Consider the following 13860-nt stretch of genomic DNA (forward strand, 5'->3'; position numbering starts at 1 on the left):
GCTCGGCTGCGTAGCAGCCGCAAAACCAGGCACCGCGTTCTATCTGAAAGGGCGCGGTGATTGATTGGGGGCGCTGCGCAACCCAGCGGGACGGTGCGGCGATCCGACAAGCTCCCTCGCCACAGGTTTTGCCGAATCTCAGTCTTGCTGCTTTCCATTGACGAGACCCTTGCTATGGAACACCAACCTCTGACCCATCCGGTAAGCGTCGCACCCACGCGCGCTAATCGGGGTGTCTCACCGACAGTGCGTGCGTGGTTTTTCCTCTCGCCGTCGATGCTGTTTCTCGGCGTGCTGATTGCCGCCAGCCTCCTGGTGCTGCGCATGAGCGTGGGCACCAAAGGTGCGGAGTGGTCCGGCTTCAGCCTGGCCAGTTACGCGCAATTGCTGGAACCGTACTACCTCAAATCCTTGCTGCTGACCTTGCGCCTGGCGCTGATCAGTGCGGTGATCGCGGTGCTGCTGGCGATCCCGGTGGCCTACACCATGTCGCGGCTGACCTCACCGTTTGTGCGGCGGATTTTCCTTGCGGCGGTGCTGCTGCCGTTGCTGGTCAACCTGTTACTGCAAAGCTACGGCTGGCTGGTGATTCTCGGCCCGGGCGGGATGCTCAATCAGGCGCTGATGGGGCTGGGCCTGATCAAGCGGCCGATCATGCTGCTGTACAACCAGAACGGCGTATTGATGGGCCTGGTGCAAACCGCGTTCCCGCTAGCCGTGTTGCCGATTGCCAGCGCCATGCGCGGTGTCGCCCGCACTTACGAAGAAGCCGCTGCCACCCTGGGCGCCAGTCGCTTTCAGGTGTTTCGCCAAGTGGTGTTGCCGATGAGCTTTCCGGGGATCATCACCGGCGCGACGCTGGTGTTCGCCTACAACGCCAGCAGCTTCGTGGTGCCTTTGCTGCTCGGCGGTCGGCGCGTGCCGATGCTGGCGGTGATGGTCCATGACCAGATCGCCCCACTGATGAACTGGCCTGCCGCGTCCGCTGCCGGCGTGGTGCTGATCGTCACCACTCTGGCCATCATGACCTTGTCCGAATACATCACTGGCCGTCGTCGGCGCATGCTGGAGGCTTCCCAATGAGCACCTTGATCAAGAAGCGTCAGTCGTTGTTGCCGGGCGATACCGGCAAGTTCGCCGGCATCCTCTCGGGCTTCATTTTGCTGCTGGCGGTACTGCCGATTCTGACCATGATCGTCATGTCGTTCAGCGGTGCGTCAAACCTCGACTTTCCGCCCAGCAGTTACAGCCTTCAATGGTACAAGGCCGCCTGGCACACCTTCGTCTCGCCGGACGCCAGCGACGTGCTGAGCCTGGGCAAAGCCATGAGCACCAGTTTGCTGGTGGCCTGCCTGACCATGATCTTCGCCACGATCATCGCGGTGCCGGCGGCTTACGCGCTGACCCGTTGCGAGTTCCGTGGCAAGGCCGTGGCGCTGCAATTGATGTCGCTGCCACTGGTGTTTCCGATGGTGGTGTTGGGCCTGGCCTTGCTGTTGGTGTTCGACAGCCTGCCGTTCCAGATCACCACTTCGCGGCTGGTGATCGCCCATGTGATTCTGGCGCTGCCGTTCGTGGTGAAAAACTGCACCGCAGCAATGCTCTCCATCGGCAGCGAAGTCGAAGAGGCCGCGCAAATGCTCGGTGCTTCACCGCTGCGGGCGATTGTCGATGTGGTGGTGCCGTTGATGAAGTCGGGGATTCTGGCGGGCATGCTGCTGGCGTTCATCGTTTCGTTCAACGAATTCACCGTGACCTATTTCCTCTACACCATCGACGTCATGACCGTGCCGATCTGGATGTACAGCCGCACCGTGTCATCGCTCGACCCTACCGTTTTCTCGTTTGCCGTGCTGATCGTGCTGATCGACTTCGTGCTCATTTGGGCGCTGGAAAAGTTGGTTGGCGAAGGCGGCGTTTCGTTCTGATTTCTTGAGGTGATTCAAATGACTGGTCTGATTCTGGAAAACGTTGAGAAACATTACGGCTCGGCCTGCGCGGTAAAGGATGTGAACCTGCATTTGCCCGAGGGCAAACTGGTGTGTTTTCTCGGCCCATCGGGCTGCGGTAAAACCACCTTGCTGCGGATGATCGCCGGGCTCGAAACCCTGACCGGCGGCGAGATTCGCCTGGACGGTGAAGACATCGGCCATACCCCTGCGCATCAGCGCAATTTCGGCATGGTGTTTCAATCGCTGGCACTGTTTCCGCACATGACGGTGGGGGAGAACATTGCCTATCCGCTGAAACTGCGTGGGGTCAGCAAGGCTGATCAGCAGGCGCGGGTGGTGGAGTTGCTTGAGCTGATTCAACTGCAGGAAATGATCGATCGCCCGGTGGCAAAACTCTCCGGCGGTCAGCGTCAGCGGGTGGCGATTGCCCGGGCGATTGCCAACCACCCGAAAATCCTCCTGCTCGACGAACCACTGTCGGCGCTGGACGCCAAGCTGCGCGAGTCGATGCAGGTGGAAATCCGTCAGCTGCAACAGCGCTTGAACATCACCACCATCATGGTCACCCATGATCAGCGCGAAGCCATGACCATGGCCGACATCGTGGTGGTGCTGGGTGAACATCGGGTGCAGCAAGTGGGCACGCCGATTGAGATTTATCGGCACCCGGCCAATGAATTCGTCGCGGACTTCATCGGTTCGGGGAATATTTTCCCGGCCACGGCGTTGGGCAACGGCAAGGTCAGCCTGCCCGGCGGTGATGCGCTGCAAGTGCCGATCTGCAGCAGCATTGTGGTGGGGGAGAAGGTGAAAATGCTGATTCGCCCCGAAGACCTGCAACTGTCGCAACCGCAGGCCACGGCGGGGAATCGCTTGCTGGGTAAGGTGACGTTTGTGCGGGATATCGGCGCGACCATCGAAACCACCGTCGAGTGTTCCGGGGTTTCGTTTACCGCGTTGAGCACGCCGTGCCAGGGCATTGGGTTGAGCATTGGCAACCCTGTGTCGGTGACCTTGCCGGCTGAGGCGTGCCGAGTACTGAGCGCCTAAACAACGCCATCCCCCCGTAGGAGCAGCCTTCGGCAGCTCCTACGGGTTGTGTGTGAATTTGATTACACGGTCAACCGCAACCGCGCCAAATCCCGCAGCGGCGGTGCCCCGAATAGTCGGCTGTACTCCCGGCTGAACTGCGAAGGGCTTTCATACCCCACCCGATACCCCGCCGCCGACGCTTCCAGCCCTTCGGCCAGCATCAACCGTCGTGCTTCTTGCAGGCGCAGCTGTTTCTGATACTGCAGCGGACTCATTGCCGTCATCGCCTTGAAGCGGTGATGCAGTGTCGACACACTCAGGTTCACTTCCCGCGCCAGATCATCGATGCGCAGCGGTTGCTCATAATTGCCGTTGAGCCATTTGATCGCCTGGCTGATGCGATGGCTCTGACTGTTGGCAATGGCAATCTCATACAGCCGATGCCCCTGCTGGCTGCGCAACAGCCGATACAGAATCTCCCGGCGAATCAGCGGCGCCAGCATGGCGATGTCTTTCGGTGTGTCCAGCAAACGCACCAGGCGCAGCACGGCGTCGAGCATGGCCGCGTCGATCCGCTCGACATACAGGCCGCGACCGGTGGGCCGTGTGGGCACGCCGATGGGGCCGGCGTCGGCAATCAGCGCGGTGATTTCCGCCGGGTCGATGTCCAGCCGAACGGCGAGAATCGGTTCTTCGGGCGAGGCATTCACCACCCGTCCGCTCAAGGGCATCGAGACTGACACCACCAGGTAATTCAGCGGGTCGTAATTGAAGTGCTCGTCCGCCAGCCGAACTTCCTTGCGCCCCTGGGCCATGATGCACAGGGCCGGTTGGGCCAGCCCCGGGGCGAAATCATGGGATTTGCTGTGACGCGACATGAACAGCGAACCGACGGCGGTGGCGTAGGAGCCATCGTCCAGCGTGTTGCGGCGGATCAGGTCGGCCAGTTCCGCGCGCTGTTTCTCCATGTCGGCGGGAAGCGGAGCCTGAAAGTGATCGAGCGACGACATGCAGGGAATCCTCCGTGAAGTGTTGGTCATGGGCCGAGCTTAAATTTGTGCAAGGGACAGCGGTAGACACATCCTGCCAAAAGCTTGCCTGATTCTGCACGGGGTGAATACGCGGCGCTGTTATGGCAGGACAATGCCGGTGAAACTTGCTTGAAAGTCATGTGGCAGTGGTGTGACAGGGTTTTACACATTGTTACAGGCGTTTGCTGCAGTCGCGCAGAATTGTGCAATAAGCCGGCAGAAATCGACTAACGGTGACGGTGATGCGCCGCCTAATCTTGGATCCTGTCGCAGCCCGTCCCACGGCTGCCACTCGACTCCCTGGGAGGGTTGAACATGTCTACGCAGATCCCCGTCAGTCATATGGCCTTCGTTCGCGCCCGCGCCGGGCGTTCGGCAGAACTCGGTGCGCGCCTGAGCGCCTTGATCGAGCCGTCGCGCAACGCGCCGGGTTGCCTGAGCTTCGCCCTGCAGCACTCACAATGTGATCCCGAGCTGTGGCTGGTGTCCGGTTTCTGGGCCAGCCAACAGGCGATGACTGCTTACTTCGGTAGCCCGGCGATGCAGATTTTTGCCGAGCTGGTGCAGGATATGGTGGTCAACAGCCTGGATTTCCATACCTTCAAGGATGTCTCGGCGACCCAGGCCCTCGGCCAGTCCCAGGCAGCGGTACACAAACTGGCCGGTTGAGGGTTTAATGGCGCAACTCTCCATTAGCCAGGATCCGCGACATGGCACGTAAAGCCTTTGAACACTTCGAAGCCGTTTCAGCAGTAGTACCGGGCGAGGGCGGTTACCACGCCGCGATTGCCGTCAAAGCCCTCGGTGGTTCCGGTGCCCCGGTTTTTCACAAAGTGCTGGAAGGCCAGACTTTCAAGACCGCTCATGAAGCCGACGAGGCCGCAGCCAAAGAGCTGACCCGCCTCAAAGACGTCAAACAAGACGCCGACCTGCTCTGGTAATCACTTGACCGCTCCCGGGCGGAACATCTTGAACAGTGCCTCTGGCCCCAGCTGAAAATAATCCGCTGGCCCGCCGCCGCGCAGAATCGGTTCTGCCGCGGCGGTGTCGTACACCCCATCCTTCAACAGCCATTTGGCGATATGCACGGCGACCACTTCGCCGAGAATCAGCCAGCTCGGTACCACTTCCTTGTTGGCGCGCTGCAACTGAATGATCTGCGTGACCTTGCACTCGAAGGACACCGGGCTTTCGGCGACCCGTGGCACCTGAATGATTTTCGACGCGGCGGAGGTCAGCCCGGACAGTTCGAACTCGTTGACCTGCGGCCCGACCATGGCGCAGCTCTGGTTCATCTGCTCGGCCAGCGGACGCGTCGCCAGGTTCCAGGCGAATTCACCGGTCTGCTCGATGTTGTTCAGGCTGTCTTTGCGCCCGACGCTGGAAAACCCGATGATCGGCGGAATGTAGTTGAAGGCATTGAAGAAGCTGTAGGGCGCCAGGTTCAGGTGACCGTTGGCGTCCTGGGAGGAAATCCAGCCAATGGGACGCGGGCCGACGATGGCGTTGAACGGGTCATGGGGCAGGCCGTGGCCGTTGGCGGGTTCGTAGAAATGGATATCGTCGGGCATGGAGTGAATCCTGAGGCGTTCGGGAGGTGAGCATGGTGCAAGGGCCAGCGGCAGATTTCAATCAGTGGGAGTGGGGCTTCTGTGGCGAGGGGGCTTGCCCCCGTTGGGGCGCGAAGCACCCCTAGAACCAGTCACCGCGATCTTGAATTAGAAAGCGATGACCGGTTTACGACTGCTCCGCAGTCGAACGGGGGCAAGCCCCCTCGCCACAGAAGCCCCACTCCCACAGGGCTTTGTGGCGATCACTGGGTTTTGCTTTCCCCAGAAATGACTAAGCCCGGCCAAAGCCGGGCTGTAGTGAAGCATTCAGGGATCAGTTGGTGCGGGCAGCGTCGGTGCGATCGACGCTGTCGGTAGCGACTTTGGCTGCGTCGGTGCGGCTGTCGTCAGCGGTGTTGCTTTGCGCAGTGAAGACGGCGGAACCGGTGCGGTCGTAACCATCGGCGGCGAAGGTATTGGCTGCCAGCACGGAGAGGGTCAGGGCGAGCATCAGTTTGGTTTTCATGGGTAACTCCAGTTTGCACATTGCAATGAATTGATCGACGGGGGGCAGGATGCGTGCTGGGCATTAACCAGCGATTAATCGCGCTCTTTTGCCCGAGTGACAGAATTTTCATCCTGCACTTACCTATTTTTCACTGCTCCACCGCCAGTCTGCGCACCGGTCAATAACCCGAAGAAACGACCGTCACGAACACTGGAGTTCTCCTTGAATGAATAAGCTTCCTCAGATCACCCTTGCGTTCTGGGTGATGAAAATCTGCGCGACGACCCTGGGGGAAACCGCGGGGGATTTGTTGTCGATGACCCTTAATGTTGGTTACGCCATCAGCTCGCTGATCCTGATCAGCGTCTTTGTGCTGACGCTGGTCACGCAGTTGATGTCCAAAACCTACAAGCCGGTGCTGTACTGGATCGTGATTCTGTCGACCAGCACCGCTGGCACCACCATGTCCGACTTCATGGACCGCACCCTTGAATTGGGCTACGCCACCGGTTCGATGATCCTGATTGCGATTCTGCTGGGGATTTTCGCGGCCTGGCGCTTGAGCGGCGATTCGCTGAACGTCACCAAGGTCCAGACCTTCCGTGGCGAGATGTTCTATTGGATGGCGATTCTGTTTTCCAACACCTTGGGCACCGCACTCGGCGATTACCTGGCCGACGACTCGGGCCTGGGTTTTGCCGGTGGCGCACTGTTGATCGGTTCGACCATTGCGCTGGTGGTGCTGTTGAAATACTTCACGAAGATTTCGTCGGTGCTGCTGTTCTGGGTGGCGTTCGTGCTGACTCGACCATTCGGCGCAACCTTGGGTGACTTCCTGACCAAACCCCATGCAAAGGGCGGCCTGGATTTCGGCACCATCGGTTCGTCGCTGGTGTTGGCGGGGATTCTGGTGGTGATGATTGCGGGGGCGTCTTACGTGCAGGGCAAGTACGCGAAGCAGACGGCGGCCGAGTTGACTTGAGACTGAGTCGTCCTCTTCACGGGCTTGCCTGCGAAGAGGACGGTACAGCCACTATCAATATTGCTGTCAGTCGGTCTCGATCCGCGAATGCTTGCGGGTGTCTTTCATGGTTACGTACACCAGCAACGACACCGCGATGCACGCCGTGACATACCAGTAGTAACCGGTTTCCATGCCGATGCTCTTGAACCACAGGGCGATGTATTCAGCGGTGCCGCCGAAGATCGACACGGTCAGTGCGTACGGCAGGCCAACGCCCAGGGCGCGGATTTCGGTGGGGAACAGTTCGGCTTTGACCACCGCGTTGATCGAGGTGTAGCCGCTGACGATGATCAGCGCCGCCATGATCAGGAAGAACGCGCCCCACCAGCTCTGGATGGTGTGCAGGGTGGTCAGGATCGGTACGGTGAACAGCGTCCCGAGAATGCCGAAGGCAATCAGGATCGGCCGACGACCGACTTTATCCGACAGCCCGCCGATGATCGGTTGCAGGCACATGAACAGGAACAGCGTGGCCGCGGAAATCGTGGTGGAGTCGGAAATGCTCATGCCGACGGTGTTCACCAGGTATTTCTGCATGTACGTGGTGTAGGTGTAGAACGCCAGCGTGCCGCCCATGGTCAGGCCGACCACGGTCAGCAGTTCCTTGGGATGGCGCAGCAAGGTGCGCATCGCGCTTTCTCGGGCTTTCTCTTTCTTGGTGAACGACTCGGTTTCTTCCATGCCACGACGCAGATACAGCGCGACCACGGCACACAGCGCGCCGATGGCGAACGGAATGCGCCAGCCCCAGGCGTACAGCTCTTCGGTGGTCAGGAAGTTTTGCAGCACGATTAGCACACCCAGAGCGATGAGCTGGCCGGAGATCAGCGTCACGTACTGGAAACTCGAGTAGAAGCCGCGACGTTCCTTGGTCGCCATCTCGCTGAGGTACGTCGCCGAGGTGCCGTACTCACCACCCACCGACAAACCTTGTAGCAGGCGGGCGAACACCAGCAGGATCGGCGCGCCGATACCGATGGTCTCATAGCCTGGGCTCAGGGCGATCAGCAGCGAGCCGAAGCACATCAGGTAGACCGACGCCATGAGCGCGGCTTTACGGCCGGCCTTGTCGGCGTAGAGGCCCATCAGCCAACCGCCGATCGGGCGCATCAAAAAGCCCACGGCGAAGATTGCGGCGGTGTTGAGCAGTTGGGCGGTGGTGTCGCCTTTGGGGAAGAAGACTTTGGCGAAGTACAGGGAGAAGGCGGCGTAGACGTACCAGTCGTACCACTCGACCATATTGCCGACAGAGCCGCTGAAGATCGATTTGATCCGGCTGGCGGTGCTTCTTTCTTTAGCCGGCACGGCAGCCGACCCAAGGGGCAGGGCGTTGGAGTTATCCATTGAAGGATCCTTCGTTTAATTGTTTTTGTGGAGCGCGTGTAAACGCAGCCTGCAGGGGCTATAGCAGGAGCTGTGCCAAGGGGAGGAGGGCCGGTTTAGAGGGGATGGCGGGTTTTGTTGAGCGGAAATCCGCTTATCTATTGGAGGGTGGTGAGCGGGAAACCGCCGAAAAGATCGCAGCCTTCGGCAGCTCCTACATGGGATTGGCGTACACCCGTAGGAGCTGGCGAAGCCTGCGATCTTTTGATCTTAATGGTCATTCGCCGAGAAACATCTCCCGGCTCAACCCATGCCGCTGCATCTTTTCATTGAAGGTACGGCGCGGCAGTTGCAGTTCTTCAAGCACCGCTTTCACATCGCCCTTGTGCCGGGTCAGTGCCGCGCGCAAGCAATGCGCTTCGAAGGCTTCCTGCTGCGCCGCCAGTGACTGGCCGGGATCGATCCCCACCGGTTCCGGTTCGCCGAGGCCCAGCACCTGGCGCTCGGCGACGTTCGCCAGCTCGCGCACATTGCCCGGCCAGTCGTGGCTCAGCAGATGGCTCAATTGCGGCCCGCTCAACGGTGGAAAGGTACGGCCAAGGCGTTCGGCGGCACTCTGCGCGAAGAACTCGAACAGCAGTGGAATGTCTTCACGCCGATCACGCAACGGCGGCAGCCGCAGCTCGGCGACGTTCAAGCGATACGCCAGGTCCTCGCGAAAACGCCCGGCCCGGGCTTCATCCAGCAAGTCGGGTTTGGTCGCGGCGATGATGCGCAAATCCACGCGGATGCTCTGATTGGAACCCAATCGCTCAAGCTTTTGTTCTTGCAACACCCGCAGCAGTTTCACTTGCTGCGCCAGCGGCATGCTTTCGATTTCATCGAGAAACAGCGTGCCGCCGTCGGCGTATTCGAGCTTGCCGATGCGCTTGCCCTGGGCGCCGGTGAACGCGCCGCTCTCATGGCCGAACAGTTCGGCCTCGAACAACTGCTCGGGAATCGCCGCGCAGTTCAAGGCGACGAAGGGCTTGTCGGCGCGGGGGCCGAAGTCGTGCAGGCAGCGGGCAACCAGTTCCTTGCCGCTGCCGGTTTCGCCACGGATCAGCACATTGACCGGCAGCGTCGCCAGATCCAGCACCTGCCGGCGCAGCGTCTGCAAACCACGGGACACTCCCAGCAGGGTGGCATCGAGTTTGGCGCGATTGTCGGCCTGTTCGTGCAGGGCACGGTTTTCCAACACCAGCCGGCGCTTGTCCAGCGCCCGACGCAGGCTGCTCAGCAGGGTTTCCGGGCTGAAGGGTTTTTCGAGGAAATCGTAGGCGCCATCGCGCATCGCTTCGACGGCCATTGGCACATCACCGTGACCGGTCAGCAGGATCACCGGCAAATCGGCGTCGCGGCGCTGCACTTCGGCCAGCAGCTCCAGCCCGCTCATGCCGGGCATGCGCACATCGCTGAGAATCACCCCGGGGAAGTGTTTCGGCAGTTGCGCCAGGCACTCATCGGCGCGGCTGAACAGCTGCACCTCGAACCCCGACAGGCTCAGCCACTGTTCGACGGCGCTGCGGATGCTGCTTTCGTCATCGACCACCATCACCGAATTGAGCATCAGGCAGCTACCTCCAGATCAATGGGCAACGTCAGGGTGAACACCGCGCCTTTTTCGCCATTATCGGCGCTCAGGCGTCCGCCCGCTTCGTGGACGATGGCAAAGGACACGGCCAGCCCCAGGCCCAGGCCATCACCCACTGGTTTAGTGGTGAAAAACGGATCGAACACCTGGCTCAAATGTTCTTCGGCAATGCCACCGCCATTGTCGATGACACTCAGGCGCCACAGCTGTTCATCGGCTTCGAGGCGAATCTCCAGACGCTTGCAGGTTTTGCCCTGCATGGCGTCCAGGGCGTTGCGCAGCAGGTTGATCAGCACCTGCTCCAGACGAATCGCATCGCCACGTACCCACGCCGGGCGGGTCAGATGCAGCACCAGGCTGACCTGCTCATCGCGCAGGCGCGCGTCGAGCAATTGCAGGGCCTGATCCACTACCGCCGCCAGATCCAGCCGTTCGCGCAAACCGCTGGGGCTTTTGCGCGCGAAGGTTTTCAGGTGGCCGGTGAGGGCGGCCATGCGCGTGAGCATGTCGTCCACCGGTTTGAGCGCCTTGTAGGCGTCGTCGACCCGGCCGTGATCGAGTAGCAACCTCAGCGTAGCAAGTTGCATGCGCTGGGCGGTCAGCGGCTGATTGATTTCATGGGCCAGCGCTGCGGACATTTGCCCAAGGGCCGCGAGTTTGGCCGATTGCACCAGACCGTCCTGAGCGGTGCGCAGGTCACGGGTGCGTTCTTCTACCAGTTGTTCGAGTTCTTCACGGCTGCGCTGACGCAATTTCGCCAGCCGCCAACGTTGATTAAGGAACAACAACAGAAATACCAGCGTCAACCAGGCGCCGGCAGCGGCGAGCCCGGCGTTGCGGCGGTCTTCGAAGGCGATTTGCGGGCGACGCAACAGGTGCAGCGTCCAGCCTTCGGCGGCCAGCGGCAGCGATTCCCAGAGGTAATCCGCCGTTCCATCGGGGCCATCGACCCGGGTCAGCGCACTGTTGTCGTCGAAGCGTCGCACCGCTTGATACTCAAGCGGGGTTAGCGGTTGTTTGTCGTATTGCCGGGTGGCTTTGAGCTCGGCGCGGTCGCTGTCGCTCAGCGGTTTCAATTGGCGATAGCGCCAGCCCGGCTGGTTGGCAATGAAGATGATCCCGCGTGCATCGCTGACCAGCAACGTGTCGCTGCCCTGACGCCATTCGCGCTCAAGTTCCGGGAATTCCAGTTTCACCACCATGGCGCCGAGGAACTCGCCGCTGTCGCGGGTCACCGCACTGGAGAGAAAGTAACCGGGAATGCCACTGGTGACTCCTACCGCATAAAAGCGCCCGGCGCCCTGTGTGCGGGTCTGGCTGAAGTAGGGGCGGAAACCGTAGTTGTGGCCGACGTAACTGCTGGGCAAACGCCAATTGCTGGCGGCCACGGCCAGGCCGGTGTGGTCGAGCAGTTCCAGGGTCGAGGACTGCGCGGCACCGTTGATTTTTTCCAGTTTGCGGTTCAGTGCGTCCTGTTGCTCAGGCGTTACCGGGCCATCGAGTGCGGCGCGCAACTCCGGGTCCAGCGCCAGCACGGCGGGCAGCGCACGGTAGCGGTCAATCAGGGTGTGCAGGGAATTGGCGTACAGCGCCAGTTGCTGGTTGGCGCGGGCGGCGTCTTCTTCCAGCGCCTGGCGTTCGGCGTGGCGGATGGCCAGGGAGGCGGCGAGGACGGCACCGGCGACGATCAGCAGGGAGTACAACGACAGACGCAGGGTACGGGAGGTCGGCAGCATGCTGGCGCAAACAGAGAGTAGGTCGGGCGGGCACCATACCATGCAGGTGGTCGGCTCGGCGTCCTGTTCGCGCACTCACCGATCGTTCGGGCGACTGACAGTCTTGAGAGTTGCCAAAGTACCAGGTTTTTCTATCGCGAACGGTTTGGACACTGGATAAAAAAACGGCCGGGTCATCCATAACGATGAGCCGGCCGTACGGGCAGACTGAAGCGCTTACTGCACTTCTACCGCCAGGCTTTCGCTGATCTTCTGCTGCCAGATCGCAGGGCCGGTGATGTGTACCGACTCACCCTTGCTGTCCACCGCAACGGTGACCGGCATGTCTTTCACGTCGAACTCGTAGATCGCTTCCATCCCTAGTTCGGCGAACGCCACCACGCGGGATTTCTTGATCGCTTGCGCCACCAAGTAAGCCGCGCCGCCGACTGCCATCAGGTAAACGGCTTTGTGGTCCTTGATCGCTTCGATCGCGGTCGGGCCGCGCTCGGATTTGCCGATCATGCCCAACAGGCCGGTTTGCTCGAGGATCTGACGGGTGAACTTGTCCATCCGCGTGGCGGTAGTCGGGCCAGCCGGGCCAACCACTTCTTCGCGCACCGGATCAACCGGGCCGACGTAGTAGATGAAGCGACCTTTCAGGTCCACCGGCAGGGTTTCACCCTTGTTCAGCATCTCGACCATGCGCTTGTGCGCAGCGTCGCGACCGGTGAGCATCTTGCCGTTGAGCAGGACGGTTTCGCCCGGCTTCCAGCTCTGCACTTCTTCCGGCGTCAGGGTGTCGAGGTTGACGCGACGGGCCGACGGGCCGGCTTCCCAGACGATTTCCGGGTAGGCGTCCAACGGTGGCGCTTCCAGGGAGGCCGGGCCGGAGCCGTCGAGCACGAAATGCGCGTGACGGGTGGCAGCGCAGTTCGGGATCATGCACACCGGCAGGGAGGCGGCGTGGGTCGGGTAATCCATGATCTTCACGTCGAGCACGGTGGTCAGGCCACCCAGGCCCTGGGCACCGATGCCCAGTTGGTTGACCTTCTCGAACAGCTCCAGGCGCATCTCTTCGATACGGTTCTGCGGTCCGCGCGCTTTCAGCTCGTGAATGTCGATGGATTCCATCAACACTTCCTTGGCCATCACGGCAGCTTTCTCGGCGGTGCCGCCGATGCCGATGCCGAGCATGCCCGGTGGGCACCAGCCGGCGCCCATGGTCGGAACGGTTTTCAAAACCCAGTCGACGATCGAGTCGGACGGGTTGAGCATGGCCATTTTCGACTTGTTCTCGGAGCCGCCGCCCTTGGCCGCCACGTCCACTTCCACGGTGTTACCCGGAACGATGGAGTAGTGGATAACGGCCGGGGTGTTGTCCTTGGTGTTTTTACGAGCACCCGCCGGGTCGGCGAGGATCGAGGCACGCAGGACGTTTTCCGGCAGGTTGTAAGCCCGGCGCACGCCTTCGTTGATCATGTCGTCCAGGCCCATGGTGGCGCCATCCCAACGTACGTCCATGCCCACGCGCACGAACACGGTCACGATGCCGGTGTCCTGGCAGATCGGGCGGTGGCCGGTGGCGCACATGCGCGAGTTGATCAGGATTTGCGCGATGGAATCGCGGGCTGCCGGCGATTCTTCACGCAGGTAGGCCTCGTGCATCGCCTGGATGAAATCCACGGGGTGGTAGTAGGAAATGAATTGCAGGGCGTCGGCAACGCTCTGAATCAGGTCGTCTTGCTTGATCACGGTCATCGAGTCGCGCTCCTCTAAAAGACGGGAACATTCAATAAGGTGCCTGCGGCTTGGGTGCATCGGTCGGTCGCAGACACCTTTCAAGGCACGCCGGGCATGCTGGCGCGACGCTAAAAAGGCGCGGCAGTATACCGCGCATCAAAGGCGGGTACATCCGTTGACAGTCAAACGTTGGTCGCATACCGCCCACACATGGATAGAAGGGCTTTTGTGGCGAGGGGGCTTGTCGGATCGCCGCACCGTCCTGTTCGGCTGCGAAGCAGTCGTAAACCCTGCAATCGCGATCTATCGAAAGAATGCAGGGGGCCGTTGCGCAGCCCAGCGGGAGCAA

General features: G+C 61.0%; 13 protein-coding genes. 6 read left to right on the plus strand and 7 right to left on the minus strand.

The annotated features are described in order from the left end of the window. The first annotated feature begins 174 nt into the window (after positions 1-174). The 3 genes from ACCC96_RS03700 to ACCC96_RS03710 are packed head-to-tail and all read left to right on the plus strand — an operon-like array spanning position 175 to position 3002. Positions 175-1083, plus strand: coding sequence for an ABC transporter permease (locus ACCC96_RS03700; RefSeq protein WP_413695024.1), 909 nt, complete (start codon positions 175-177; stop codon positions 1081-1083). Next, on the plus strand, positions 1080-1928 hold the full coding sequence (locus tag ACCC96_RS03705; RefSeq protein ID WP_019581521.1) for an ABC transporter permease: 849 nt from the start codon (positions 1080-1082) through the stop codon (positions 1926-1928). Before ACCC96_RS03700 ends, ACCC96_RS03705 begins: the two co-directional genes overlap by 4 nt. Positions 1929-1946: 18 nt before the next feature. Next, a complete protein-coding gene (locus ACCC96_RS03710) occupies positions 1947-3002 on the plus strand; it encodes an ABC transporter ATP-binding protein (protein WP_413695025.1) in 1056 nt (351 codons plus the stop codon). Positions 3003-3064: 62 nt separating this feature from the next. Here ACCC96_RS03710 and ACCC96_RS03715 read toward each other — a convergent pair whose 3' ends face one another. Beyond that, positions 3065-3994, minus strand: a complete 930-nt coding sequence (locus ACCC96_RS03715) for an AraC family transcriptional regulator (protein WP_019651397.1) — start codon at positions 3992-3994, stop codon at positions 3065-3067. Positions 3995-4330: 336 nt separating this feature from the next. Here ACCC96_RS03715 and ACCC96_RS03720 point away from each other — a divergent pair, with 336 nt between their 5' ends. After that, positions 4331-4684 carry a putative quinol monooxygenase gene (locus tag ACCC96_RS03720; RefSeq protein ID WP_230174931.1) on the plus strand — a complete coding sequence of 118 codons (354 nt, stop codon included), beginning with the start codon at positions 4331-4333 and terminating at the stop codon, positions 4682-4684. A gap of 41 nt (positions 4685-4725) precedes the next feature. Continuing rightward, the gene (locus ACCC96_RS03725; RefSeq protein ID WP_205889518.1) at positions 4726-4956 is read left to right on the plus strand and encodes a hypothetical protein; all 231 of its coding nucleotides are present in this window, start codon (positions 4726-4728) and stop codon (positions 4954-4956) included. Here the strand turns inward: ACCC96_RS03725 and ACCC96_RS03730 are convergent, their stop codons facing one another. Continuing rightward, positions 4957-5586: a flavin reductase family protein gene (locus tag ACCC96_RS03730; protein ID WP_413695026.1), complete on the minus strand. Its 630-nt coding sequence runs from the start codon at positions 5584-5586 to the stop codon at positions 4957-4959. Between the two features lie 313 nt (positions 5587-5899). Beyond that, positions 5900-6091, minus strand: coding sequence for a hypothetical protein (locus ACCC96_RS03735; RefSeq protein WP_018926551.1), 192 nt, complete (start codon positions 6089-6091; stop codon positions 5900-5902). A gap of 208 nt (positions 6092-6299) precedes the next feature. On the opposite strand from ACCC96_RS03735, the gene ACCC96_RS03740 reads away from it, so the two are divergent. Then, entirely contained in the window at positions 6300-7055 is a 756-nt protein-coding gene (locus tag ACCC96_RS03740) for a membrane protein (protein ID WP_019581516.1), read from the plus strand. A 66-nt stretch (positions 7056-7121) separates the two neighbouring features. Here the strand turns inward: ACCC96_RS03740 and ACCC96_RS03745 are convergent, their stop codons facing one another. The 4 genes from ACCC96_RS03745 to ACCC96_RS03760 all read right to left on the minus strand — a co-directional run bounded on the left by ACCC96_RS03745 (position 7122) and on the right by ACCC96_RS03760 (position 13529). After that, positions 7122-8441 carry an MFS transporter gene (locus tag ACCC96_RS03745; protein ID WP_413695027.1) on the minus strand — a complete coding sequence of 440 codons (1320 nt, stop codon included), beginning with the start codon at positions 8439-8441 and terminating at the stop codon, positions 7122-7124. Positions 8442-8697: 256 nt separating this feature from the next. After that, positions 8698-10029, minus strand: coding sequence for a sigma-54-dependent transcriptional regulator (locus tag ACCC96_RS03750; protein ID WP_413695028.1), 1332 nt, complete (start codon positions 10027-10029; stop codon positions 8698-8700). Continuing rightward, positions 10029-11789 (minus strand): sensor histidine kinase, encoded by a 1761-nt coding sequence (locus ACCC96_RS03755; RefSeq protein WP_413695060.1) that lies wholly within the window; start codon positions 11787-11789, stop codon positions 10029-10031. Before ACCC96_RS03755 ends, ACCC96_RS03750 begins: the two co-directional genes overlap by 1 nt. Before the next feature lie 216 nt (positions 11790-12005). Continuing rightward, entirely contained in the window at positions 12006-13529 is a 1524-nt protein-coding gene (locus ACCC96_RS03760) for a fumarate hydratase (protein WP_007938826.1), read from the minus strand. Positions 13530-13860 lie beyond the last annotated feature (331 nt).

Source organism: Pseudomonas sp. Pseusp11 (assembly GCF_047304405.1).
GTDB lineage: Bacteria > Pseudomonadota > Gammaproteobacteria > Pseudomonadales > Pseudomonadaceae > Aquipseudomonas.

What these genes read in the sequence shown, in the direction of transcription:
- ACCC96_RS03735 (WP_018926551.1), bottom strand. Translation starts at nt 6,091, where the DNA reads ATGAAAACCAAACTGATGCTCGCCCTGACCCTCTCCGTGCTGGCAGCC.
- ACCC96_RS03745 (WP_413695027.1), bottom strand. Translation starts at nt 8,441, where the DNA reads ATGGATAACTCCAACGCCCTGCCCCTTGGGTCGGCTGCCGTGCCGGCT.
- ACCC96_RS03720 (WP_230174931.1), top strand. Translation starts at nt 4,331, where the DNA reads ATGTCTACGCAGATCCCCGTCAGTCATATGGCCTTCGTTCGCGCCCGC.
- ACCC96_RS03730 (WP_413695026.1), bottom strand. Translation starts at nt 5,586, where the DNA reads ATGCCCGACGATATCCATTTCTACGAACCCGCCAACGGCCACGGCCTG.
- ACCC96_RS03750 (WP_413695028.1), bottom strand. Translation starts at nt 10,029, where the DNA reads ATGCTCAATTCGGTGATGGTGGTCGATGACGAAAGCAGCATCCGCAGC.
- ACCC96_RS03705 (WP_019581521.1), top strand. Translation starts at nt 1,080, where the DNA reads ATGAGCACCTTGATCAAGAAGCGTCAGTCGTTGTTGCCGGGCGATACC.
- ACCC96_RS03740 (WP_019581516.1), top strand. Translation starts at nt 6,300, where the DNA reads ATGAATAAGCTTCCTCAGATCACCCTTGCGTTCTGGGTGATGAAAATC.
- ACCC96_RS03715 (WP_019651397.1), bottom strand. Translation starts at nt 3,994, where the DNA reads ATGTCGTCGCTCGATCACTTTCAGGCTCCGCTTCCCGCCGACATGGAG.
- ACCC96_RS03760 (WP_007938826.1), bottom strand. Translation starts at nt 13,529, where the DNA reads ATGACCGTGATCAAGCAAGACGACCTGATTCAGAGCGTTGCCGACGCC.
- ACCC96_RS03725 (WP_205889518.1), top strand. Translation starts at nt 4,726, where the DNA reads ATGGCACGTAAAGCCTTTGAACACTTCGAAGCCGTTTCAGCAGTAGTA.
- ACCC96_RS03755 (WP_413695060.1), bottom strand. Translation starts at nt 11,789, where the DNA reads ATGCTGCCGACCTCCCGTACCCTGCGTCTGTCGTTGTACTCCCTGCTG.
- ACCC96_RS03710 (WP_413695025.1), top strand. Translation starts at nt 1,947, where the DNA reads ATGACTGGTCTGATTCTGGAAAACGTTGAGAAACATTACGGCTCGGCC.
- ACCC96_RS03700 (WP_413695024.1), top strand. Translation starts at nt 175, where the DNA reads ATGGAACACCAACCTCTGACCCATCCGGTAAGCGTCGCACCCACGCGC.